The organism is Pseudomonas khorasanensis, from assembly GCF_014268505.2.
Lineage (GTDB): Bacteria > Pseudomonadota > Gammaproteobacteria > Pseudomonadales > Pseudomonadaceae > Aquipseudomonas > Aquipseudomonas khorasanensis.
The window spans coordinates 303,186-324,464 of the sequence record NZ_JABWQP020000003.1 but is presented as its reverse complement, the minus strand read 5'-3'; the positions used below and the strand labels follow the sequence as shown (position 1 = coordinate 324,464).

Annotated in this window: 20 protein-coding genes; 11 read left to right on the top strand and 9 right to left on the bottom strand. The window is 60.3% G+C overall.

Features of this window, described 5'->3' with window-relative positions; all coding sequences use genetic code 11:
- The first annotated feature begins 125 nt into the window (after positions 1 to 125).
- Together HU727_RS10815 and HU727_RS10810 are read left to right on the top strand one after the other, a co-directional pair.
- The gene (locus HU727_RS10815) at positions 126 to 1,310 is read left to right on the top strand and encodes a DUF3142 domain-containing protein (RefSeq protein ID WP_186531221.1); all 1,185 of its coding nucleotides are present in this window, start codon (positions 126 to 128) and stop codon (positions 1,308 to 1,310) included.
- Positions 1,297 to 3,432, top strand: a complete 2,136-nt coding sequence (locus tag HU727_RS10810) for a hypothetical protein (RefSeq protein WP_186531219.1) — start codon at positions 1,297 to 1,299, stop codon at positions 3,430 to 3,432. Before HU727_RS10815 ends, HU727_RS10810 begins: the two co-directional genes overlap by 14 nt.
- Here HU727_RS10810 and HU727_RS10805 read toward each other — a convergent pair.
- Complete coding sequence (locus HU727_RS10805) at positions 3,429 to 4,058, bottom strand: LysE family translocator (protein WP_186531217.1); 630 nt, start codon at positions 4,056 to 4,058, stop codon at positions 3,429 to 3,431. The genes HU727_RS10810 and HU727_RS10805 overlap by 4 nt on opposite strands.
- A gap of 144 nt (positions 4,059 to 4,202) precedes the next feature.
- On the opposite strand from HU727_RS10805, the gene HU727_RS10800 reads away from it, so the two are divergent.
- From HU727_RS10800 to cfaB, 6 genes are all read left to right on the top strand, one after another.
- Positions 4,203 to 4,676: an Lrp/AsnC family transcriptional regulator gene (locus HU727_RS10800; protein ID WP_186531215.1), complete on the top strand. Its 474-nt coding sequence runs from the start codon at positions 4,203 to 4,205 to the stop codon at positions 4,674 to 4,676.
- A 176-nt stretch (positions 4,677 to 4,852) separates the two neighbouring features.
- Positions 4,853 to 6,814 (top strand): protease modulator HflK, encoded by a 1,962-nt coding sequence (gene hflK / locus HU727_RS10795; RefSeq protein WP_186531213.1) that lies wholly within the window; start codon positions 4,853 to 4,855, stop codon positions 6,812 to 6,814.
- Positions 6,811 to 7,851 (top strand): protease modulator HflC, encoded by a 1,041-nt coding sequence (gene hflC / locus HU727_RS10790; RefSeq protein ID WP_186531211.1) that lies wholly within the window; start codon positions 6,811 to 6,813, stop codon positions 7,849 to 7,851. Before hflK (HU727_RS10795) ends, hflC begins: the two co-directional genes overlap by 4 nt.
- Positions 7,848 to 8,897, top strand: coding sequence for a protease modulator HflK (hflK, locus tag HU727_RS10785; RefSeq protein ID WP_186531209.1), 1,050 nt, complete (start codon positions 7,848 to 7,850; stop codon positions 8,895 to 8,897). The genes hflC and hflK (HU727_RS10785) overlap by 4 nt, the downstream gene beginning before the upstream one ends.
- Positions 8,894 to 10,804: a heavy metal translocating P-type ATPase gene (locus tag HU727_RS10780; protein ID WP_186531207.1), complete on the top strand. Its 1,911-nt coding sequence runs from the start codon at positions 8,894 to 8,896 to the stop codon at positions 10,802 to 10,804. The genes hflK (HU727_RS10785) and HU727_RS10780 overlap by 4 nt, the downstream gene beginning before the upstream one ends.
- 177 nt (positions 10,805 to 10,981) lie before the next feature.
- Positions 10,982 to 12,169: a C17 cyclopropane fatty acid synthase CfaB gene (gene cfaB, locus HU727_RS10775; protein ID WP_186531205.1), complete on the top strand. Its 1,188-nt coding sequence runs from the start codon at positions 10,982 to 10,984 to the stop codon at positions 12,167 to 12,169.
- Between the two features lie 23 nt (positions 12,170 to 12,192).
- On the opposite strand, the gene cls is transcribed toward cfaB, so the two are convergent.
- On the bottom strand, positions 12,193 to 13,632 hold the full coding sequence (gene cls, locus HU727_RS10770; RefSeq protein ID WP_186531203.1) for a cardiolipin synthase: 1,440 nt from the start codon (positions 13,630 to 13,632) through the stop codon (positions 12,193 to 12,195).
- Between the two features lie 131 nt (positions 13,633 to 13,763).
- On the opposite strand from cls, the gene HU727_RS10765 reads away from it, so the two are divergent.
- The gene (locus tag HU727_RS10765) at positions 13,764 to 14,282 is read left to right on the top strand and encodes a DUF3617 domain-containing protein (protein WP_186531201.1); all 519 of its coding nucleotides are present in this window, start codon (positions 13,764 to 13,766) and stop codon (positions 14,280 to 14,282) included.
- Positions 14,283 to 14,384: 102 nt separating this feature from the next.
- Here the strand turns inward: HU727_RS10765 and HU727_RS10760 are convergent, their stop codons facing one another.
- The 6 genes from HU727_RS10760 to HU727_RS10735 form a co-directional block, all read right to left on the bottom strand.
- Complete coding sequence (locus tag HU727_RS10760; protein WP_186531199.1) at positions 14,385 to 14,945, bottom strand: gamma carbonic anhydrase family protein; 561 nt, start codon at positions 14,943 to 14,945, stop codon at positions 14,385 to 14,387.
- Positions 14,942 to 15,817: a metal ABC transporter substrate-binding protein gene (locus tag HU727_RS10755; RefSeq protein ID WP_186531197.1), complete on the bottom strand. Its 876-nt coding sequence runs from the start codon at positions 15,815 to 15,817 to the stop codon at positions 14,942 to 14,944. The genes HU727_RS10760 and HU727_RS10755 overlap by 4 nt, the downstream gene beginning before the upstream one ends.
- 11 nt (positions 15,818 to 15,828) lie before the next feature.
- On the bottom strand, positions 15,829 to 16,698 hold the full coding sequence (locus tag HU727_RS10750) for a metal ABC transporter permease (RefSeq protein ID WP_186531195.1): 870 nt from the start codon (positions 16,696 to 16,698) through the stop codon (positions 15,829 to 15,831).
- Positions 16,698 to 17,366, bottom strand: coding sequence for a metal ABC transporter ATP-binding protein (locus tag HU727_RS10745; RefSeq protein ID WP_186531193.1), 669 nt, complete (start codon positions 17,364 to 17,366; stop codon positions 16,698 to 16,700). Before HU727_RS10745 ends, HU727_RS10750 begins: the two co-directional genes overlap by 1 nt.
- On the bottom strand, positions 17,363 to 18,259 hold the full coding sequence (gene folE2 / locus HU727_RS10740) for a GTP cyclohydrolase FolE2 (protein ID WP_186531191.1): 897 nt from the start codon (positions 18,257 to 18,259) through the stop codon (positions 17,363 to 17,365). Before folE2 ends, HU727_RS10745 begins: the two co-directional genes overlap by 4 nt.
- 197 nt (positions 18,260 to 18,456) lie before the next feature.
- Positions 18,457 to 18,834, bottom strand: a complete 378-nt coding sequence (locus HU727_RS10735) for a glutamine synthetase (RefSeq protein ID WP_186531189.1) — start codon at positions 18,832 to 18,834, stop codon at positions 18,457 to 18,459.
- 219 nt (positions 18,835 to 19,053) lie between these two features.
- Between HU727_RS10735 and zigA the strand changes: the two genes are divergently transcribed.
- On the top strand, positions 19,054 to 20,259 hold the full coding sequence (zigA, locus tag HU727_RS10730) for a zinc metallochaperone GTPase ZigA (RefSeq protein WP_186531497.1): 1,206 nt from the start codon (positions 19,054 to 19,056) through the stop codon (positions 20,257 to 20,259).
- Positions 20,259 to 20,909 carry a DUF1826 domain-containing protein gene (locus HU727_RS10725; RefSeq protein WP_186531187.1) on the top strand — a complete coding sequence of 217 codons (651 nt, stop codon included), beginning with the start codon at positions 20,259 to 20,261 and terminating at the stop codon, positions 20,907 to 20,909. The genes zigA and HU727_RS10725 overlap by 1 nt, the downstream gene beginning before the upstream one ends.
- A gap of 4 nt (positions 20,910 to 20,913) precedes the next feature.
- On the opposite strand, the gene HU727_RS10720 is transcribed toward HU727_RS10725, so the two are convergent.
- Entirely contained in the window at positions 20,914 to 21,270 is a 357-nt protein-coding gene (locus HU727_RS10720; protein ID WP_186531185.1) for an NADH:ubiquinone oxidoreductase, read from the bottom strand.
- Positions 21,271 to 21,279 lie beyond the last annotated feature (9 nt).

The window sequence follows — 21,279 nt, the reverse complement described above, 5'->3', positions numbered from 1 at the left end:
CGCTGCGATCCTTTGATCTTGATTCTTATAGCAGGATCAAAAGATCGCAGCCTCGTTTTACTCGACAGCGCCTACAAGGTTTATGTGTAACCTTGCGGCCTTGTCGTGTCAGGGATCGGGAAGTTATGCGGTTTATTGTGGGTCTGTTCCTTGGCGTCTTGCTTGCGGGTTGCGAGCAACACGTCGCGCCTCCCCTCGACCAGCAACTCTACATCTGGCAGCGCCAATGGACGCCTGCGCACGAACCGGCGTTGCGCGACAGTCGCAATGACTTTTCGACGCTGCGCGTGCTGGCGTTGCAGGGTTTTGCGGGGGCGCGGTGGAGCAGGGCCCGGGTTGATCCGGCGCTGTTGAAAGCCGATGGTCGTCCGCTGATCGCGGTGATTCGTCTCGACGGACAGCTCAAATCCCTGGATCAGGAACAGGTCACGGCGCAGATCCTTCAAGTCGTTGCCGATTGGCAGGCGCAAGGCCTCACGTTGAGGGGCATCGAGATCGACCACGATGCCGGCAATGCGCGGCTGGCCGCGTACGCTGAATTCCTCAAACACCTGCGCTCGGCCTTGCCGCCGTCTTTGCCTTTGAGCATCACCGCACTGCCAGCCTGGCTCGGCAGCGCGCAATTGCCGGCATTGTTGCAAAGCGCTGACAGCAGCGTGCTCCAGGTGCACGCGGTCAGTGATCCACGGCTGGGCCTGTTTGATCCCGACCAGGCATTGAAGTGGGCGAAAGCCTGGTCACGCACCACCGAAAAACCGTTTTACCTGGCGCTGCCGGCCTATGGCGTGGCGTTGTTGGCGGATGACGGCGCGGGGCCGGTGGTCGAGAGCGAAGTGCAGCTTGAACGCGGTGGCCAGCGTCAGGAATTGCTCGCTGATCCGCTGCTGCTGAGTCAACTCGCTAAAGCCTTGCGCGATAACCCGCCGATGCATCTCGCCGGGTTGATCTGGTTCCGGCTGCCGCTGGCCAATGATCGCCGTGCGTGGAGCCTGACGACCCTGCGCGCGGTTGCCCGTGGCGACCAACTCGCCAGCGAACTCGGCGTAACGCTCAGCGAACACGACGGGCTCTATGAGATCGGCCTCGACAACCCCGGTAATCTCGACAAAGCGTGGCCCGCGCGGATCACGTTGCAAGCACGCGATTGCGCAGGTGCCGATGCGCTCGCAGGTTACTCGTTGCAACAAAGTCCGGATCTGCTTACCTTCACCCGCCTGCGCGAGGGTCGCTTGCCGGCGGGCGGTCAGCGCGCTGTCGGTTGGGCGCGTTGCGCAATCATTGATCAAGGAGGTTCGCATGTTGACCCGTAACTGGCCCCGCCATCTGCTGTGCCTGAGTCTCAGCCTGCCGCTGGGTTCGGCGCTGGCCTGCGGCCCGGACTTCCCGATGCGCCTGCTCGACAATCGCGCACAGAGCCTGGCCGATCTACCTGAGGGCAGTTTCAGCTTCGAAATCAGCCGCCTGGGTCAAACCATTGCCGGGTTGAAAAATGTAACCGCTGCGACGCATAACCCCAACGACTACGCCGAAGATAACGCCTCTGAATTAGCTCGCGAGCAGGCTGAACAGGTTGGCCTGAGCGCCGAACAGCAAGCCGTGGTCAAGCGCTTGCGCGGGCTCAGCGATGCACGTCAGGCCGACGAGCAGGGCGCCAGTCTGCCAGCGGAAGTCCGCTTGTACGTTGCCGGCGCGGTGGCATTTGCCACGGGCGACCACCAGCTCGCCGCAGAGTACTTCAACAAAGTGCTGGCGTTGCCGGCCGAGCAGCGTCCTTTGCGCAGTACCTGGGCGGCCTATTCCCTCGGTCGCATCGCGTTCATCGCCAGCAGCGAGGCGCAAAACAGCATCGAGGCGCTGGAGCAGGCGCGGGATGCCTTTCGCCACGCCCGCCAGTTGAGCATCGACGGTTTCAGCGATCCACTGGAACTGGGCGTCGCAAGCCTCGGCGAAGAGGCGCGGGTTTTGCGCACGGCAGGCGACTGGAGCGGCGCCATTGAACTGTACGAAGCGCAAAACCTGCACGGTTCGGCCATCGGTTACACCTCGCTCAAGCAGTTGATTAACGAGTTGGCCGAACTGCCGGAGGCGGAGTTGGCGAAACTGCTGCAACACCCAGCGGTGCAGCAACTGGTCACGGCGTCCCTGATCAGCCGGCAAGGCTGGTCATTTGGCGAGCAGCCGCCGAACGAGAAGAAACTGGTAACGCTGTTGCAAAACAGCACCCGTGGCAGCCTCGAAAACGCTGATCGGCTGGCGGCGATGAGTTATCAGCAGGGTGATTACGTGTCTGCCAGAGCTTTCCTGGAAAACGCCGGGGAAGGCGGACTGGCATGGTGGCTGCGGGCGAAACTGGCGGTGCGTGACGGGGACAGCAATGCCGCCGCTGCGGCCTATGCGAAAGCCGCGCAAGCGTTCCCGCAAAGCGAAGATTGGGGCTATCGGCGCACCCCGGACTGGGCGTTCGAAACGGTACAACCCAAATGCCGGGTTGAGGGTGAAAGCGCAATCCTTGCGCTGCAACGCGGCGACTATCTGCAAGCCTTCGTGCAGCTGTATCGCAGCAACAGCCTTTACTGGTTCGATGCTGCGACCGTTGCCGAGCGAGTGCTGACGGTCGAAGAACTCAAGCAGTACGTCGACGAAAACGTGCCAGCGCCGCCCCCATTGACGCAGCAGGAGCGTGATAACTACGTGCCGCTATCGGTTGCCGGCCAGTTGCGCAACCTGTTGGGTCGGCGTTTGCTGCGCGAGGGGCGTTATGAGGAAGCGGTCGGATACTTCGCCAGTGATGACCTCAGACACAAGGCCCGCCTCTATGGCGAGCAACGGCTCAAAGCCGAGTCTGCGTGGTGGCCAAGCAAACGCGCCAGTGCGTTGTACAACGCCGCGTGGACAGCCCGTGAATGGGGCATGGACATCCTCGGCTACGAGATGGCGCCTGACTACGCCACGTTTGGCGGCAACTACACGCTGCAAACGTCAGCGCTGAACGTTGGCCCCTTGATTTCCGAGGCTGAAGTGCAGCGCCAGCAGGCCAGTGCGGCGCAACCGGATCAGCGTTACCACTATCGCTTCGTCGCCACCGCCCTGGCCAGTCGCGCCGCCGATAACCTGCCGCATACCAGTCAGGCGTTTGCGGCTGTGTTGTGCAACGCCGTCGGCTGGAACAGCAGCCTTGAAGAGCAGAGCGCGCTGTATCAGCGCTACGTCAAGGAAGGCCCCTACGTGCCGTGGGCGGTGGACTTCGGCAATCAATGCCCGTACCCGGATTTCGAAAACGCCGACAAGCGTTACGTAACCCAGGTCACTGATGACGTGCGCGCCACCCTGCGGCCGTACAAGTGGCCGGTGCAGATCGGCGCGATCGTACTGGCCAGCGCTGCCGCGTTACTGTTGATTACTCGACGCCAGCGCAAGGTACGCAAAGGCTAAGCCTGTTGAACAAAGGTCAGACGTACGGCGAAGCCGATCAACAGGCCGCCGAACAGCCATTGCTGAACGCGTTGAGCCGTTGGACTGTGTTGCAGCCAACGGCCCAGCGCCGCGCCGGTCAGGGCCAAGACACTGTCAAACAGCAGACCAACGCCGACCAGCACCAGGCCAAGCATGGCGAACTGGCTCAACACTGGCGCGCCGTGGTCCACGATGAACTGCGGTAACAGTACGGAACAGAACAGCAAGGCCTTGGGATTGAGGAGGTTGGTCAGCAGGCCGCGACGGATTGCTTCCCGCCACCGACCCTCCGGACGGGCATTGTTTTGCCCGTCCAGGCTCGGCACCAGTGAGCTGCGCAAGCATTGAATGCCGATCCATAACAGGTAGGCCGCCCCCGCCATGCGTACCACGTCGAAGGTCCACGGCGCGGCTTTGAACAGCGCCGCCAGGCCCAATGCCGCCAACGCGACATGGCAGGCCCGGGCAATGGCCAGGCCCAACGCCGTCGCCAGTGCTGCGCGGCGACCCTGCCGGGCGCCGGTTTGCAGCAGCAGAATCATGTCCGGCCCCGGCAGCAGTAAAACCACGGCCAGCGCCAGAACAAACAGCCAGAGACTCGCCACGTCACACTCCTTTCGTTGTCGATTTGATCGCGCCAGTCTAGAGCGGGAGGGCGGGGCAGGTGCTTGCGTAGTCAGCTTCAAAACGGTGAGGGTTTGGCATAACCTGCTGGTTTTCAGCACCCTTCCTATCGGAATCTGCCAAACATGAAACTCGACGCCTATGACCGCAAGATTCTCGCCGCACTGCAACGCAACGGGCGCCTGAGCAACGTCGAGTTGGCAGACGAAATCGGCCTGTCGGCTTCGCCGTGTTTGCGTCGGGTGCGCATGCTGGAAGAGGCGGGCGTGATTCGCGGCTACCAGGCCAATCTGGATCGCGACGAAGTCGGGCTGGGGCTGACGGTGTTTGTGGGGGTTAAGGTCGAGCGGCACAACGATGAGCGGGCCGAGGCTTTTTATGCGGCTGTCATTGCTCTGCCCGAGGTGATCTCGGCGTTTCTGGTGTCCGGGGAATCGGATTTTCTGCTGCAGGTGGTCGTGCCTGATCTGCGCGCTTACGACCGGTTCGTCAGTGGTTACCTGCTTAAGCTTCCAGGGGTCAGCGACATTCGCAGCAACTTTGCGATCCACACGGTGAAGGCGGCGGGGGCATTGCCGCTTGGCCATCTTCCGGCTTGATAACGAGTAGAACCCGTTCGCGAGCAGGCTCGCTCCCACATAGGCGGCGCATTTCGATTAGGTTCAGCCAAGCGACAGCTATAGCGTCTTTGAATACCTGTAGTTGTGTACGAATATTTCACGTATTGCGTTATATCGTAACGACTTGAACGCTGAGCCAATGTAATCGGGGTGATATGCAAGTCGATCTTGAGGTGGACGCCACGCAAGTGGCGGGGCTGCCGCGCTTTCAACAGGCCGCCGCACAGGGCCGCAGGTTGCGCAGACTGGCTTACGGCCTCGGTGGATTGGCCGGGCTGGGCTGGGTGTTGGCCTTCTTTATTGGGCTGTTTGCGCCGCAATCGCTGTGGTTGCCGTTGCTGATTAACCAAAGTGCAGCGTTGCTGGTGCTGGTCGCCGGGTTGCAATCGGCATGGTGGGTAACGCAGTGGCGCGCTCGGGTGATGAACCCAACGGTGCCGGAAGCGGCGGTCGAGGAGGAGGGCGGCGCACCGGTCGGCTGGTACGAGCGTTTTCTGGATCGCTTGAGTCAGCGCAGCCGACATATTGTTGGGCAAATTGGCCCGGCGACATTGTGGCTCGGCGGATGGGCGCTGCTGGTGGTATTCAGCATCGACTGGGCCTGGGACCTGACTTTACCGGCTGCGGCGTCGGGGTTACCCGCGAGCGTCGGCGCAGCTTTGGCGCTGTTGCTGGCGTTTGGTTTGCTGGTGGTGGAGCGGCAGTTGGCTCAGGAGCCGGCAGCGCAATGGCCCGAAGCGGCTGCGCTCGCGCAACTGACGCGGGTGGTGATCGCCACTCTGGTGGTCGGTGCGCTTTGCCTGTTGTTTGCCAGTGAGAACGCTGTCTGGCCGGTTCGTGTTGCGGTGCTCAGTGCCATCCTGCCGCTATTGGTAGCCGTCGAATTGCTGTTGCGTGCGGTCCTGTCCGTCTTCAGCCCGCGTCGCGAGCAACTCGAACCAACCTTGCTGGCGCGCAGTTTTATTGCCGACATGCTGCGCTGGCCGCCCAGGCCGTGGCTTGCGTTGCAGCATGAGTTGCACAACCGCTTTGGCATCGATCTGCGCCAGATCTGGGCCTTCAGTTTCATGCGCCGGGCGTTGCTGCCGGTGCTGGCGGTGGTCACGGCGTTCGGTTGGCTGCTGACTGGCGTGCATGAAATCCCCCTGCAAGGTCGTGGTGTCTACGAGCGTTTTGGCGAACCCGTGCAAGTCTTCGGTCCTGGTTTGCACCTCGGGTTGCCCTGGCCGTTGGGGCGTGTGCTGAACGTTGAAAACGGCGTAGTGCATGAGCTGGCTACCAGCGTTGGCGACAAGTCGGTCGCGGTGCCGACTGATTCCGCTGAAGGCCCCGCGCCGATGACGGCCAACCGTTTGTGGGACGCCAGCCACGTTAACGACAAGTCTCAGGTCATCGCCAGCAGCCGTGGCGCGCAGCAGGGCCTGCAAATCGTCAACATGGACGTGCGCTTCGTTTATCGCATCGGTCTGAGCGACCAGGCGGCACTCGCCGCGACCTACAACAGCGCCGACGTGCCGACACTGATTCGCAGTACCGCCAGCCGCATTCTGGTTCACGATTTCGCCTCGCGCACACTCGACGGTTTGCTCGGTGATGACAGGGCAGGACTGGCTGATGAAATCGGTCGCGCCGTGCAAAGCGATTTAGACACGCTCGACAGCGGCGTGGAAATTCTCGCCACGGTCGTCGAAGCCATCCATCCCCCGGCCGGTGCCGCCAATGCGTACCACAGTGTGCAAGCGGCACAGATTGGTGCGCAGGCGTTGATCGCTCGCGAGCGCGGTGCGGCAGCTGAAGCCAGCAACCAGGCGCAGTTGCAAGCGAGCACCGCGCATGATCAGGCGACTGCCAACGCACGGGAAATCAATGCTGCTGCGCAAGCGGCGGATTTGAAGTTCAGCGCCGAGCAGAAAGCCTTTGCCAATGCCGGCCAGGCTTTTGTTCTCGAGCAGTATTTCAGTCAGCTCAGCCAAGGCTTGAGCAAAGCCCGATTGCTGGTACTCGATCATCGATTGGGCGGCAGCGCTAATGCGCCGACCATTGATTTGCGCACCTTCACGCTGCCGGCTGACCCGACGCCGGCGCGCACCACCGCTCGACCAGGAGCCACCCATTGAGTCAGTCGCCTGTTCACGATGCCCACGACCACAGCGGCCACGATCATGGCCATGGCGGGCATCACCATCATCATGGCCATCACCACCACGGTGATCCACAAGAAGCGGGGCCGTTTCCGTGGCGACGCATGGGCTGGGGCGCGTTGCTGGTGGCGTTTGCCATCGCTGCGGCGAGTCTGGTGCAGGTGCGCTCCGGTGAAGCGACGGTGATCACCCGATTCGGTAACCCGTCGCGGGTCTTGCTTGATCCTGGTTTGAGCTGGCGCTGGCCCGCGCCTTTTGAAGCGGCTGTGCCGGTCGATCTGCGGCTGCGCACGACGTCCAGCGGCTTGCAGGACGTCGGCACCCGCGATGGCTTGCGCATTATTGTTCAGGCTTACGTGGCGTGGCAGGTTCAGGGCGACCCTGACAATGTGCAGCGCTTCATGCGTGCGGTGCAGAATCAGCCGGACGAAGCGGCGCGGCAGATTCGCACCTTTGTCGGTTCGGCACTGGAAACCACGGCCAGCAGTTTCGACTTGGCCAATCTGGTCAATACGGACGCGAGCCAGGTGCACATTGCCGAATTCGAAGCGCAGCTACGTCAGCAGATCGAGCAGCCATTGCTCGCCACGTACGGCGTACGCGTGGTGCAGGTCGGAATTGAGCGACTCACCTTGCCCTCCGTAACGCTCGCCGCGACGGTCGACCGCATGCGCGCCGAGCGTGAAACCATTGCGACCGAGCGCACAGCCATCGGCAAACGCGAAGCGGCGCAAATCCGCTCCGCGGCTGAGCGCGATGCGCGAATCGTGCAGGCCGATGCAACCGTGAAAGCGGCCGACATCGAAGCGCAATCACGCGTCGAGGCCGCACAGATTTATGGGCGTGCTTACGCCAGTTCACCCCAGCTGTACAACCTGCTGCGCTCGCTCGACACCCTTGGCACGATTGTCACACCGGACACCAAGTTGATTCTGCGCACCGACGCCGCACCGTTCCGGGTGCTGGTGGATGGCCCGCCATCATTCGACAAGACATCCGAGTCGCAACCATGAGCGAAGAAGTTCCACGTGGAACATATGCGTTGAACAGTCCCTGGATTCAAGCGGGACGTCTGGCTTTCATTGCCCTGTATGCGGTAACTGTCCTAGCCGCGTTGGCGTGGGCATTTTCCAATGTGCGGAAAATTGATCCGCAAGATCGTGCGGTGGTTTTGCACTTTGGGGCATTGGATCGCATTCAGAATGCCGGCCTGCTGTTGGCATGGCCGCAGCCGTTTGAACAGGTTGTGTTGCTGCCGGCCGCAGACCGGGTGATTGAGCGCCGCGTGGAAAACCTGTTGCGTAGCGATGAGGCGCTCAAGGCGGATCGCGTCGCTTCCTTTGCCACACCGCTGAGCGACGCTCTGGCCGGATCGGGTTATTTATTGACCGGTGATGCCGGTGTGGTGCAACTCGATGTACGGGTGTTTTACAAAGTGACTGATCCCCATGCGTTCGTGCTGCAGGGTGAACATGTGCTGCCTGCGCTGGACCGGCTGGTGACGCGCAGTGCCGTGGCGCTGACCGCAGCGCGAGATCTGGACACCATTCTCGTCGCTCGCCCGGAACTGATTGGCGCTGACAATCAGGCTGCCGAGCGTCGCGAGCGATTGCGTGGTGATCTGGTGCAAGGCATTAACGCACGACTCGCGCAATTGAAGGCCAGCGGTCAAGGCATTGGCATTGAAGTCGCGCGGGTCGATGTGCAATCGAGTCTGCCGGAGCCCGCAGTCAGCGCATTCAACGCGGTTTTGACCGCGAGTCAGCAGGCCGACAAAGCCGTGGCCAACGCGCGCACTGATGCGGAAAAACTCACCCAGACCGCTAACGAGCAGGCTGATCGTACCTTGCAAGTGGCTCACGCTCAGGCCGGCGAGCGCCTTGCAAAAGCATCTGCCGACACCGCAACCGTTTCCGGTCTGGCCAAGTCTAGCGACCCGCAAACGCTTTTGCGCCTGTATCGCGAGCGTCTGCCGAAGATTCTGGGTCAGGCCGGTTCTGTCACTACCGTGAACCCAAAAGACGATTCACGACTGATCATTCAGGGAGCCAGTCAATGACTGCGACCACTGCTGCGCCGAGCCTGTTGTCCTCGGCTGAACAACGTCGTGCCGCGCGCCAATTGACCCTGGCGATGCTTGCGCTCGGGCTTTTAGGGCTGGGTTTGCTCTGGCGCTGGATGCTGCCGCAGCAACTGGGTGTGAGTCAGTTGCTCCTCGGTTTCGCCTCGTTGCTGGTGGCGGTTCCGGTGATGCGGTCAGCGTGGTTTAGCTTGCGCTATCCGAGTCTGCACGGCATTACCGATCAATTGATTGCGCTGGCGATGCTCGGGGCGTGGGCGACTGGCGATCTCCTTACCGCCGCGCTGCTGCCGATCATCATGATCTTTGGGCATGTGCTCGAAGAGCGCAGCGTCATCGGTTCCCAGGAAGCGATTTACGCCCTGGGTCAGTTGACCCGCAGCCACGCGCGAAAGCTTCAAGCGGACGGTTCGCTCGTCGAGGTGGATAACGGCAAACTGACGGCCGGCGACATCGTCGAGGTGCGTGCCGGTGATCGGGTGCCGGCGGACGGTCGGGTGCTGTCCGGCCAAGCGAGTCTGGACACCGCTTCGATTACCGGCGAATCGGTGCCGGTGGAAGCGGGCGTCGGCATGGCAGTGTTCGGCGGTGCGATCAATCTGGATGGCCTGCTGCGCATCGAAGTGACTCGCACCGGCGATGAGTCCACGTTAGGCAAAGTCATCGCCCTGATGCAAAACGCCGAACGCTCCAAACCGCCGATCACCCGATTGCTCGAGCGTTATGCCGGCAGTTACATGGTGTTGGTGTTGCTGCTGGCGGCGGTGACCTGGTTCGTGACCAACGATGCGCAAGCGATGCTCGCGGTGTTGGTGGCGGCGTGCCCATGTGCCTTGGTGTTGTCGGCACCAGCGACGGCAATTGCCGGTGTGGCCGTGGCGGCACGTCACGGAATTCTGATTCGCAGTTCGGCTTTCCTCGAAGAATTGGCCGATCTCACGTCTCTGGTGGTCGACAAGACCGGCACGCTGACTTACGGCACCTTGCGTTTGCAGACGATCGACAGCTTGAACGCGGACGCTGGTGACGTGAAAGCGCTGGCCGCCAGCCTTGGCGCTGCGAGCAGTCATCCGGTCAGTCGCGCACTGTCTGCGCTGATCGATCAGCAAAGGTATTGGCCGTTAGAGGATATTCACGAGCGCCAGGGCCTGGGTGTCGTTGCGATGACGGAGCGGGGCGAGGCAGCGCTGGGTCGCCCGGAGTTGTTCGCGCAACTGGGCATCACCACGACCGCCGTGCCTGACCACGACGGGCCGATCGCCGGCCTGGCGTTGAACGGTGAATTCCTTGCCTGGCTGTTGCTGGCTGATAGCGTCAAACCCGAGGCGCGATTTGCCCTCAATGAATTGCGTGAGTTGGGATTGGGGCGACAGTTGCTGCTCACGGGGGATCGCCACAGTGTTGCCCGAACCTTGGCGCAAGAAGTCGGATTGCATGAAGTCCAGGCCCAAGCGCTACCGGAGGACAAGCTCAATCGAGTGCTCAAGGAAATCGATCACGGTTTTCGCCCAATGGTGGTGGGTGATGGCATCAACGATTCCCTCGCCCTCAAGGCTGGCGTGGTCGGCGTGGCAATGGGCGCCGGCGGTGCGGATATTGCCCTGGCGTCGGCAGACATCGTACTGATTGGCAGTGACTTGCGTCGTCTCGGCACCTGTGTACGCTTGAGTCGTCAGTGCCGACGCACCTTGCAGGTCAATGTCATCATCGGCCTGGGCTGGACGCTGGCAATCGTGCTGTTTGCTGCCTTCGGTTGGCTCGGCGCAGCCGGGGCGATGATTGCGGCGTTGCTGCACAACCTGAGCACTTTGCTGGTGCTGGGTAACGCCGGTCGGTTGCTACGTTTTCAGGAGCCGCTGCTCAAGCTCGATGCGCACGGAAAATGAAAGAAAATTCATCGAACTGGGGGACGCGCCGACAGTCCTTTATCGTAAGGCGCGTCATTTCAGGTGGTTAGCCGAGGCGCCGCAATTGATAGACAAGGCTAATCAAATCGATAGCCTGCTATTTTTTCAGGTTGGTCTACCCTCAGAACAGGCGTCTGAAACAAGGGGGGATTTTCCATGCTCGCGCAACTTCCACCGGCCCTACAGAATCTGCAGCTCCCGCTTCGCTTGCGGCTCTGGGATGGCCATGAGTTCAATCTGGGCCCGGCGCCCAGCGTTACCATCGTCGTCAAGGACCCGCAGATGGTTACCCAGTTCACCCACCCGAGCCTGGATGCACTGGGTGCGGCGTTCGTTGAAGGCAAGCTGGAACTGGAGGGCTCAATCAGCGAGGTCATCCGGGTCTGCGACGAATTGAGCAGCGCGCTGCTCGACGAAGACGACGGCAGTCAGCCAGTCCGTGCGCATCACGACAAGGACACCGACGCCAAGGCCATTTCCTACCACTACGACCTGTCGAATGCGTTTTATCAGCTCTGGCTGGACAGCGACATGGCGTATTCCTGCGCGTACTTCGAAACCGGTAGCGAAACCCTCGAACAGGCGCAGCAAGCCAAATTCCGTCATCTGTGCCGCAAGTTGCGTTTGCAGCCGGGTGAGTACCTGCTGGATGTCGGTTGCGGTTGGGGCGGTCTTGCGCGTTACGCGGCGCGGGAGTTCGGCGCAAAAGTGTTTGGTATCACCTTGAGCAAGGAACAACTGGCGCTGGCGCGCGAGCGGGTTAAAGCCGAAGGTCTGGAAGACCAGATCGAACTGCAGCTGCTCGACTATCGCGACCTGCCGCAGGACGGCCGTTTCGACAAGGTCGTCAGCGTCGGCATGTTCGAGCACGTCGGTCACGCCAATCTCGCCGAATACTGCAAAACGCTCTTCGGCGCGGTGAAGGAGGGCGGGCTAGTGATGAATCACGGGATTACCGCCAAGCACACTGACGGTCGTCCGGTGGGACGCGGTGCCGGAGACTTCATTGAGAAATACGTATTCCCTAACGGCGAGTTGCCCCACGTGGCGATGATTTCCGCCGAGATCAGTGAGGCGGGGCTGGAGATTGTCGATGTTGAAAGCCTGCGCTTGCATTACGCACGCACACTCGATCACTGGAGCGAACGGCTGGAGGACAACCTCGAAGCCGCAGCGAAACTGGTGCCAGAGCAAGCGTTGCGCATCTGGCGCTTGTACCTGGCCGGTTGCGCTTATGCATTCGCACGGGGCTGGATCAACCTCCATCAGATCCTCGCCGTGAAAGCGCACCCGGATGGCAGCCACGAACTGCCCTGGACGCGGGACGATATCTACCATCCTTGAAGCTCACACCTTGGGCGCGAGGTTCAGAGGATCGGTGAAATCAGCCGGGCGATCCGCATGCCGACCTGTTGCAGGCGGTGGATCTCCCGGCTTTCTCCTTTGGCGACTTCGTCCGACAGGGCAAAGTCTTCATTGAGCATGTGTTCCACGGCGGCGGCGAAGTCGCTGTCAACGGTCAGCAGCATCACTTCGAAGTTCAAGCGGAACGAGCGGTTATCCAGATTGGCGCTGCCGATCGCGCTGATCTCGCTGTCGATCAACACCACTTTCTGGTGCAGGAAACCGGGTCGATAACGGAACACCCGTACGCCGGCGCGCACTGCTTCAAATGCATACAGACTGGATGCGGCATAGACGATGCGGTGGTCCGGGCGGGACGGCAGCAACAGGCGCACATCGACGCCGCGCAGCACCGCCAGCCTGAGGGCCGCGAACACGGCTTCGTCCGGCACGAAGTAAGGGCTGGTGATCCACACCCGTTGCGTGGCTGCGTGGATCGCTTCGACAAAGAACAGCGAGCAGGTTTCATAGGCGTCGGCCGGGCCACTGGCGAGCAGTTGGCAGAGCACGCCGTCCGCCGGGTATTCATCCGGCAAAATCAGAGGCGGCAGGGTGCGCGCGGCCCAGAACCAGTCTTCGGCAAATGATTCCTGCATGCACGCCACCACGGGGCCGCGCACTTTCACGTGGGTGTCGCGCCAGGGTGCCAGAGGCGGTTTCTCGCCCATGTATTCGTCGCCCACATTATGTCCACCGACGAACCCGACGACGCCATCGACCACAACGATTTTGCGATGGTTACGGAAATTGACCTGAAAGCGATTGAGCCAGCCGCTGCGCGTGGCGAAAGCCTTGACCTCGACGCCGCCGTCGCGCAGCGCCTGCACATAGGCGTGGGGCAGGGCATGGCTGCCGATGCGGTCGTAGAGCAAATAGATCGGCACGCCTTCGGCGGCTTTCTTCAGCAACAAATCACGCAAGCGCTGGCCGAGCCGGTCGTCATGAATGATGAAGAACTGGATCAGCACCGCTTCCCTGGCTTGCTCGATCGCCTGGAAGATCGCATTGAAGGTCGCGGAGCCGTTCACCAGCAGTTCGACTTCGTTATTGGCGAGGCAAGGCATCCGGCCCAGCTTCGGCATGGCGCGCAGGGAGGCGTAGGCGCTCGATGCTCGTGCTGTCAGCGCTTCTTCCACCCAGGGGCGCCAGTTCAGTTCAGAGATCGCCAGGCGCATTTGTTCGTTGGCCTGGCGCCGTGCCTTGATGTAACCGTCGAAGGTGCTACGGCCGAAGACCAGGTACGGAATAAGCGTGAGGTAGGGGATGAAGATCAGCGACAATGCCCAGGCGATCGAGCCTTGCGCTGTGCGCACGGTGAGTACCGCGTGGATCGCAGCGATCGAGCCCAGGGCGTGTATCAGGGCGATCAGGTAACCGAAGATATGCGGTCCAAAATAATCCATGGGGCAGCCTTGCTCCGCGAAAATCAATGCTTAACAGACCATGTTCTGCCGCGAATGTCGCTATTTAATTGGGGCATGAACCGAAGCATCCGGCCGGCGTCTAACGGCCACAACTGATTAGGAGTTTGTCGATGAACGTTCGTCTGCTGGGTATGGCGCTGGGCCTGGGTTTGGCATTGCCGGTGATTGCGCAGGCGCAAATGCTCCAGCCGGGCCTATGGGAAATGTCTTCGAGCAATCTGAAAGTCGATGACCAGGCGATGGATGTGCAATCGATCCTTGGCAAGATTCAAGGCCAGATCACACCGCAGCAACGCGCGGCGCTTGAGAAGAATGGCATCAACATCGGCGGTAAAGGCATCCGCGCCTGTCTGACGCCTCAGCAAGTGGCGACCAACGATATCCCGCTGGCCGATCCGCAGTCGGGCTGCAAACAGCAGATCACCGAGCGAACCGGCAACCAATGGAAATTCCGTTTCAGCTGCCCGAAAGCCCAAGGCACTGGCGTGGCGACATTCCTCAGTGACCGGGAATTCACCACCGTCGCCAATGGCACATTCAACGCGATTGGCATCAACCAGAAGGGCAGTCTGGAAACCCGCGCGGTGTGGCTGGGTCAGGATTGCGGCGCGGTAAAACCCCGCGCTTAAAACCTCATGCCGCTCCCATCGTTGGAACGCGGCTCAACGGTGGGAGCGAGCCTGCTCGCGAAGACGCCAGCAAGGGCGCCGCATAGCTAAACCCTCTACCGCTCAAAACTCGTTCTGCAGTGCTTTGTAACCTCGCACCAAATCAACATTCGTCCGCGCCACATCCTCGGAAAACTCCGAAGCGCTGACACTCACCGGCGCAAACAGCGAGAGATCGGTATTGGGCCCGATGCGGGTTGTCGAGGGCACATAAAACGCATCCGGCAAATCGCGGCCATCGACGACCGAGTTGTGCCGCACCACGCAGCCATCGCCAACCACGCAGTTGAACAGCACGCTGTTGAAGCCGATGAATACGCGGTCGCCAACCACGCATGGGCCGTGCACGATCGAGCGGTGGGCGATGGAACTGAACTCGCCGATGGTCACCGCTGCGCCGGACTTCGAATGAATCACTACGCCGTCCTGAATATTCGAGTTGGCGCCGATGGTGATCGGCTCCATCTCGCCCGAGGCATCCACTTCATCGGCGCGGATCACCGCATAAGGCCCTACGAAAACGTTTTCACCAATGATCACTTTGCCGCAGATGATCGCTGTCTTATCGACGTAAGCCGACTCGGCAATGCGCGGAAGATCGCCGGACGGGTTCTTGCGGATCATGGCTGGCGCAACGCGTTGAAGAGGGTATTGAGGTTGTATTCGAACAGCCCGATGAAGGTGCTGGCCGGACCGCTCGCGGCGAGCGCGTCCGAGTACAGCGTGCCGCCGATCTGCGCGCCACTCTCATCAGCGATCTGCTTGAGCAGGCGCGCGTCCTTGATGTTTTCCATGAATACCGCTTTGACCCTGGCTTGGCGAATCTGCGTAATCAGCGCGGCAACTTCGGCGGCGGAAGGTTCGCGTTCGGTGGACAGACCCTGTGGCGCCATGAAGTCGATGCCATAGGCCTGGCCGAGATAACCAAACGCATCGTGGCTGGTGACGATCTTGCGGTTGCCCGGTGGCAGCGCACCGAGTTTGCTTTTGGCTTCGGCGAGCAGCGCATGGATCTGCTTGAGGTAGGTTTGGCTGTTGCGCTCATAGTCGCCCTTGTTTGCCGGGTCAGCCGTCACCAGCGCCTTGGTGATGTTGGCTACGTACAGCTCGGCGTTGGCCAGGTTGTGCCAGGCATGCGGGTCGGGCACGGTTTCGCCGTCCTCATCCAGCGAGCGCGGGATAACACCGCGACTGGCGCTGATGACCGGGGCCTTGCTGTCGGTGCTGGCCACCAGGCGATCCAGCCACGGCTCGAAACCGAGGCCATTTTTGATAATCAACTTGGCCTTGAGCAGGGCCTTGGCATCGTCCGGCGTCGGTTCGTAGGTGTGGGCATCGGCATCCGGCCCGACCATGCTGGTGATCTGGACATGCTCGCCACCGACCTGATGGACCATGTCGGCGAGAATACTGAAACTGGTGACCACCGGCAGTTTTTCGGCTGCCGATAAAGACATCGACAACATCAGGCTGAACAGCACAAGTAAAGCGCGCATCGGGAAACACCTCATTGAGACGTGAGCAAAGTCGGGCGGCGCAGCAGACCGTGAACCGGTCCGAACACGACGGAGAGCAGATAGCCGGCGCCGGCGACCAGGACAATGGCCGGACCGCTGGGTAGCGAGTAGTAAAACGACAGCAGCAAACCGAGCCACACCGACAGGCATCCCATGCCAGCCGCAACGGCAATCAGGGCGGGTAAACGGCGACTCCAGAATCTTGAGGCGGCGGCGGGGAGCATCATCAGGCCAACCACCATCAGCGCGCCGATGGCCTGGAAGCCGATCACCAGATTGAGTACGACCAGGGTCAGAAATACACCATGGGCGAGCGGACCGAGACGGCTGACAGTTCTCAAGAACAACGGGTCGAGGGTGTCCAGCAACAGGGGTTTGTAAATCAGTGCCATGGCAATCAAGCTGAACGCAGAGACCCATAACATGCCATTGAGTGTCGGGCCGTCCACGGCGAGCGCTGAGCCGAACAGCAGATGCAAAAGGTCGAGGCGTTTACCTGCCATACCGAGAATCAGCACGCCGCTGGCCAGGGAGATGGGATAGATCGCGGCGAGACTGGCGTCTTCGCGCAAACCGGTTCGCCGGGTAATCCACGCCGCTAGACCGGCCATGCTCAGGCCCGCCCCGAGGCCGCCGAGCGTGAGCGCGGGGAGGCTGAGACCGGCGAACCAGAAGCCTAAGGCCGCGCCCGGGAGAATGCCGTGGGCGACGGCATCACCGATCAGACTCATGCGCCTGAGAATCAGGAAAACGCCTAGAGGCGCAGTGCTGCACGCCAATACCAATCCGCCGAGCAGAGCGCGGCGCATGAACATGAATTCGTTGAACGGCTGCCAGAAATGGCTGACGACGGTGAGCATCAGGCCACCTGCATGTGCGGCGTCTGCTGGATCAACTCGCTACTCGGGCCGTATATACACTGGCCATTTTTGATCAGCAGCGTGCGCGGGATGTGCTGGCGAACGGCGGCCAGGTCGTGGCAGACCACGACGACGGTCCGTCCTTCGGTATGCCAGGCGTGTATGTGCTGCCAGAGGAGACGTTGACCCAGTTCGTCGAGCGCAGCATGCGGCTCATCGAGCAGGAGCACCGGCGCATCCGCAAGACTCAAGCGGGCAAGGAGGGCGCGCTGCAACTCACCGCCCGACAGTGCCATTAAGGGACGTTGTTCGAGCCCGCTGAGATGCCAGTCTTCCAAGGCGTTCTTCAGTCGCTGTGTGCGCAATTGCGCCGAGAGTCGACGGCCCCAGAAACCGGCGGCAACCAACTCTTCAAGGCTGATGGGAAACTGGCGATCCAGGTGCAGTTGCTGCGGCAGAAAAGAGATACCGCTTTGACGCGGCACCCTCATGGCTACGCTGCCCCTCAATGGTTTTTGCAGCCCTGCGATGACTTTCAAGAGGCTGCTTTTGCCACAACCGTTAGCGCCGATGATGGCGGTGAGGCTGGCGCTTTCCAGCTCAAGGCTCAACGGCGTGGTCAGCGGTTGGCCTGGCGCGCCCCAGACGAGCGTTTGGCAGCGGATCATAGATGCTCCCGTTTCCAGCTGCTCTCGGCAACGGCGTCATGGGCGTGAAGGCTTTCGGCATGAATCACCCTTATATGGAATTGATTGATTCCGGGCGTGCGCTGCAGGGCAAGATTGAGGCGCCGGGCGGCGTCTTCGCAGAACATCAGATTCTGTCCATTGGCGAGGGCGAAAGCTTGTTCGTCGGCACGCTTTACAGCGGTTTGGACGGCGGTGCCGAGGGCGGCTTCGGCGTCGTTGATAATTGCTGTCAGCGGGAGCTCATCAACAAATCCATCGAGGTGCAGGTGTAGTTGCGCATAGCTGCGTTGACTATGAGGCGTGGCTACGATGCCTTTAGTCGAGCCAAGCCACGCCAATACATCTGCATGCTGAAGGGCTTTATTGGCAAAGTCATCGACGAATTGCTGCTGGATCAACTGCCTGGCCAGCGCGGCGGAACAGGGGCACGTCGATGAGTAAGGCACTTCGATTTTAAGTTCCACGTGGAACATTTGCTGTTTCAAGCTTGCTGAGATGGTTGCGGGATAGGACTTCCAACCCGCCAGCGGGCTGATCAGGGCGGTTCTTTTCAGCAGCAAATCGGAATGGATATTCAGGTAGGCGCACTGCGATAAACCTTCATGGCTCTGCAGGAATTGCTTGAGTACTCGCAGCAATAACGCTGGAGAAAGGCTCTCGTATTCGAGCGCCTGCAGCGCCAGATACAGTCGTGACATATGAATTCCGCGTGCCTCGCCATCATCAAGACTGAGCCCCGCATCAGCTTTGGCGCTAACGCGTTGGCCCTCTAGCAAAACGGGTAACGCAATGCCATGCATTCCCACCCATTCGAGCGGCAGCGCTTGGCGGGAGTTTTGTGTGGCGATATCAGGAAGTGTCAGCGAATTCATGTTCGGACCGTCGTAATGATCGAATTCAATGTTACATTATAACAATTCAAACGACGACAGCTTTTTGATGAACACGTTTTCATGTGTGCCAGCAGAGATTGCTCACTGCTCAACGTTCCACGTTCCACGTTCCACGTGAAACGCTGATGTTATGGCGCTCATATTTGAGCAGGCAGCTGGAAAAGACGGTAGCGAAGTTAACAGCCGGTCAACCGGCTACAGGTAAATTTAGCGCTGCTGCCGCCCGAGCTGGAGAAACGGTTGATGGTCGTCCAGCCGACCCGACGGGTATAACCGACCCATGCTTCGCCGTTGGAGGCGACGCCTGTGAAGAAGGTCAATTGGCCGAACCGGCTGTTGGTTTGAGCCCAGTAGCGGCGCCCTTCTTTTTCAAAACCGCGCAGATAGAGTGTATTACCGACGGTATTAACGCTGTAGGCGTTGCCGTCGGCGTCCACGCACGCCAGCAGGTTGGCGCTGCGCGTGCAGCTCGCGAGCGTCGGTATTTGCGCCGAAGCAACGTGCGCAATCGAAAACCCAAAGCTCAAAAATAAGCATTTCCACGTGCGATTCATCAACTGGCCTCAGAAATTGGCGATCGCTTCAGCTTCCGCTGTTTATCGCTACCAGCAAGTAGGGCTGGTTTGTATGTGTTGTTATACTATAACATTAAAGCCAAGTGGTCCGAGCTGGCCGATAGACGCGTTGCATCCAACGTATCGCACGTTCGAGGCACAAAACATTTTACGTGCAGACAAAGCCCCAATCGGCGGCCCCCTGAAGAGGATTATCCAATGTCAGTCCAGTTGCCCGTCACCGTGCTTTCAGGATTTCTCGGCGCTGGGAAAAGTACGCTATTAAATTACGTACTACGTAATCGCGATGGTCTGCGCGTCGCGGTTATTGTCAACGATATGAGCGAGATCAATATCGATGGCGGCGAAGTCCAGCGCGATGTCAGCCTGAACCGAGCCGAGGAAAAGCTGATTGAAATGAGCAATGGCTGCATATGCTGTACGTTACGCGAGGATCTGCTCGAAGAAGTCAGCAAACTTGCAAGAGAGGATCGCTTCGATTATTTGCTGATCGAGTCCACCGGCATTTCCGAACCGCTACCCGTCGCCGAAACGTTTACGTTCCGCGACGAGGAGGGGCAAAGCCTTGCCGACATCGCTCGCCTGGACACCATGGTTACGGTCGTTGACGGGGTTAATTTTCTGCTCGATTACCAGGCCGCCGAAAGTCTGGCCTCTCGCGGAGAAACCCTCGGGGAAGATGACGAGCGCTCGATCACTGACCTGTTGATCGAACAAATCGAGTTTGCCGACGTTTTGTTGATCAGCAAAATCGACCTGATCAGTCAGCACGAACGTAACGAACTGATCGCCATCCTCAAGCGCCTCAATGCTAATGCTGAAATTATTCCTATGGTGATGGGCGAAGTGCCCTTGGAAAAAATCCTCAACACCGGCCTTTTCGACTTCGAAAAAGCCGCACAAGCCCCCGGATGGTTAAAGGAGCTGCGTGGCGAGCACATTCCAGAAACTCAGGAATACGGCATCGCCTCTACGGCTTATCGCGCCCGTCGGCCGTTTCATCCTCAGCGTTTCTTCAGTTTCATCGACCGGCCATGGTTGAACGGCAAGTTGCTGCGCTCCAAGGGCTTTTTCTGGCTCGCCAGCAAACCCACCGACGCCGGCAGCTGGTCACAGGCCGGCGGTTTGATGCGCCATGGTTTTGCCGGGCGCTGGTGGCGTTTCGTGGCGAAAAACCAATGGCCTCAGGACCCGGAAAGCACCGCAGCCATCATGGAAAACTGGATGCCGAGCGTCGGTGATTGCCGTCAGGAACTGGTGTTCATTGGTCAGAATATCGATTTCCCACAGCTCTCAGCCGAACTTGATACGTGCTTGCTCACCGATGAAGAAATGGCGCTCGGAGTAGAAGGCTGGCGCTTGCTGCCAGATCCGTTTGGCCCTTGGCACGAAGAGGCCGCCTGATGCACGCGCTCGGAATGCTGCAAACCCGCACCCGTCATCAATACCAGGGCATGGCGCCTCAAACATTGACGAAAATCCTTGAGGACGATGTCAATCTCGCCGTGTGGCAGCGCCAGTTGCCGGTGCACATCGCCGATTTTGCACAATTGGTGCTGTCGCTTAACGAGCCCCTGGCGGAGTCGCTATGCCTGGAATTGCCTGACGAAGACGCCGAACCGGATCTTGACGGTTTGGCGTCCGGTCTTCGGGATCTTGAAGGCTTCGAAGGTTTTATGACCGACCTGAAATGGCTGATCAGCGCCTTTGCTTGCCTGCTGGGTGCGCGGCGCATCGGCGTGCGTTTGCGCGTGCTCGACAGGGCCATGTGCCCGCGTTTCCATGTCGATCACGTTCCGGTGCGCCTGATCACCACCTACGCCGGTGTGGGCAGCCAGTGGCTTGAAGAAGGTGTAATGGATCGTGCGCAACTCGGCCAGGCCCATGCCGAGCCGCAAGACGCAGCGTGCATCCGCCAGTTCGGCTGCGGTGACGTTGCATTGCTCAAAGGCGAGAAGTGGCATGGAAACGAAGGCTTCGGGCTGATCCATCGTTCGCCGCAACCGGCAGTGGGGGTGCGCCGTTTACTGCTGACCCTCGATTGGCTCGGTTGACGCCTCAAGGTTTGAGCCAGACACCCTGGCTCTGGCTTTCGCAATACGGTTTGAGATAGGCGGCATCGGTGGCAACGCCGTAATAGTGGATGTCCTGGCGATACGGCATATTGGCGACTTGGGCGTTGCTGCACACGCCAAATGCACCACTCGGGCATTGGTCGACGTATTGCACCTCCACGGTCTGCCCGGCCAGCGTCGGTTGGCAGAAGCCATCGTTGAACAGTTTTTCCGGAATCATGCGGTTCTGCTGACAGACTTTGACGTCGAGCCGTTCACCCTGGGAGTGCACCACGCAGGCCTGCGCCCACGCATCACTCGACAGCAGCGCCAACAGCAACGACCATCCCATCCAGCGCATCTTCGATCT

Bases quoted from the DNA above. Each gene is read 5' to 3' on its own strand.
- HU727_RS10815 (WP_186531221.1), top strand. From the start codon at position 126: ATGCGGTTTATTGTGGGTCTGTTCCTTGGCGTCTTGCTTGCGGGTTGC.
- HU727_RS10810 (WP_186531219.1), top strand. From the start codon at position 1,297: ATGTTGACCCGTAACTGGCCCCGCCATCTGCTGTGCCTGAGTCTCAGC.
- HU727_RS10800 (WP_186531215.1), top strand. From the start codon at position 4,203: ATGAAACTCGACGCCTATGACCGCAAGATTCTCGCCGCACTGCAACGC.
- hflK (WP_186531213.1), top strand. From the start codon at position 4,853: ATGCAAGTCGATCTTGAGGTGGACGCCACGCAAGTGGCGGGGCTGCCG.
- hflK (WP_186531209.1), top strand. From the start codon at position 7,848: ATGAGCGAAGAAGTTCCACGTGGAACATATGCGTTGAACAGTCCCTGG.
- HU727_RS10780 (WP_186531207.1), top strand. From the start codon at position 8,894: ATGACTGCGACCACTGCTGCGCCGAGCCTGTTGTCCTCGGCTGAACAA.
- cfaB (WP_186531205.1), top strand. From the start codon at position 10,982: ATGCTCGCGCAACTTCCACCGGCCCTACAGAATCTGCAGCTCCCGCTT.
- cls (WP_186531203.1), bottom strand. From the start codon at position 13,632: ATGGATTATTTTGGACCGCATATCTTCGGTTACCTGATCGCCCTGATA.
- HU727_RS10765 (WP_186531201.1), top strand. From the start codon at position 13,764: ATGAACGTTCGTCTGCTGGGTATGGCGCTGGGCCTGGGTTTGGCATTG.
- HU727_RS10760 (WP_186531199.1), bottom strand. From the start codon at position 14,945: ATGATCCGCAAGAACCCGTCCGGCGATCTTCCGCGCATTGCCGAGTCG.
- HU727_RS10755 (WP_186531197.1), bottom strand. From the start codon at position 15,817: ATGCGCGCTTTACTTGTGCTGTTCAGCCTGATGTTGTCGATGTCTTTA.
- HU727_RS10750 (WP_186531195.1), bottom strand. From the start codon at position 16,698: ATGCTCACCGTCGTCAGCCATTTCTGGCAGCCGTTCAACGAATTCATG.
- HU727_RS10745 (WP_186531193.1), bottom strand. From the start codon at position 17,366: ATGATCCGCTGCCAAACGCTCGTCTGGGGCGCGCCAGGCCAACCGCTG.
- folE2 (WP_186531191.1), bottom strand. From the start codon at position 18,259: ATGAATTCGCTGACACTTCCTGATATCGCCACACAAAACTCCCGCCAA.
- HU727_RS10735 (WP_186531189.1), bottom strand. From the start codon at position 18,834: ATGAATCGCACGTGGAAATGCTTATTTTTGAGCTTTGGGTTTTCGATT.
- zigA (WP_186531497.1), top strand. From the start codon at position 19,054: ATGTCAGTCCAGTTGCCCGTCACCGTGCTTTCAGGATTTCTCGGCGCT.
- HU727_RS10725 (WP_186531187.1), top strand. From the start codon at position 20,259: ATGCACGCGCTCGGAATGCTGCAAACCCGCACCCGTCATCAATACCAG.
- HU727_RS10720 (WP_186531185.1), bottom strand. From the start codon at position 21,270: ATGCGCTGGATGGGATGGTCGTTGCTGTTGGCGCTGCTGTCGAGTGAT.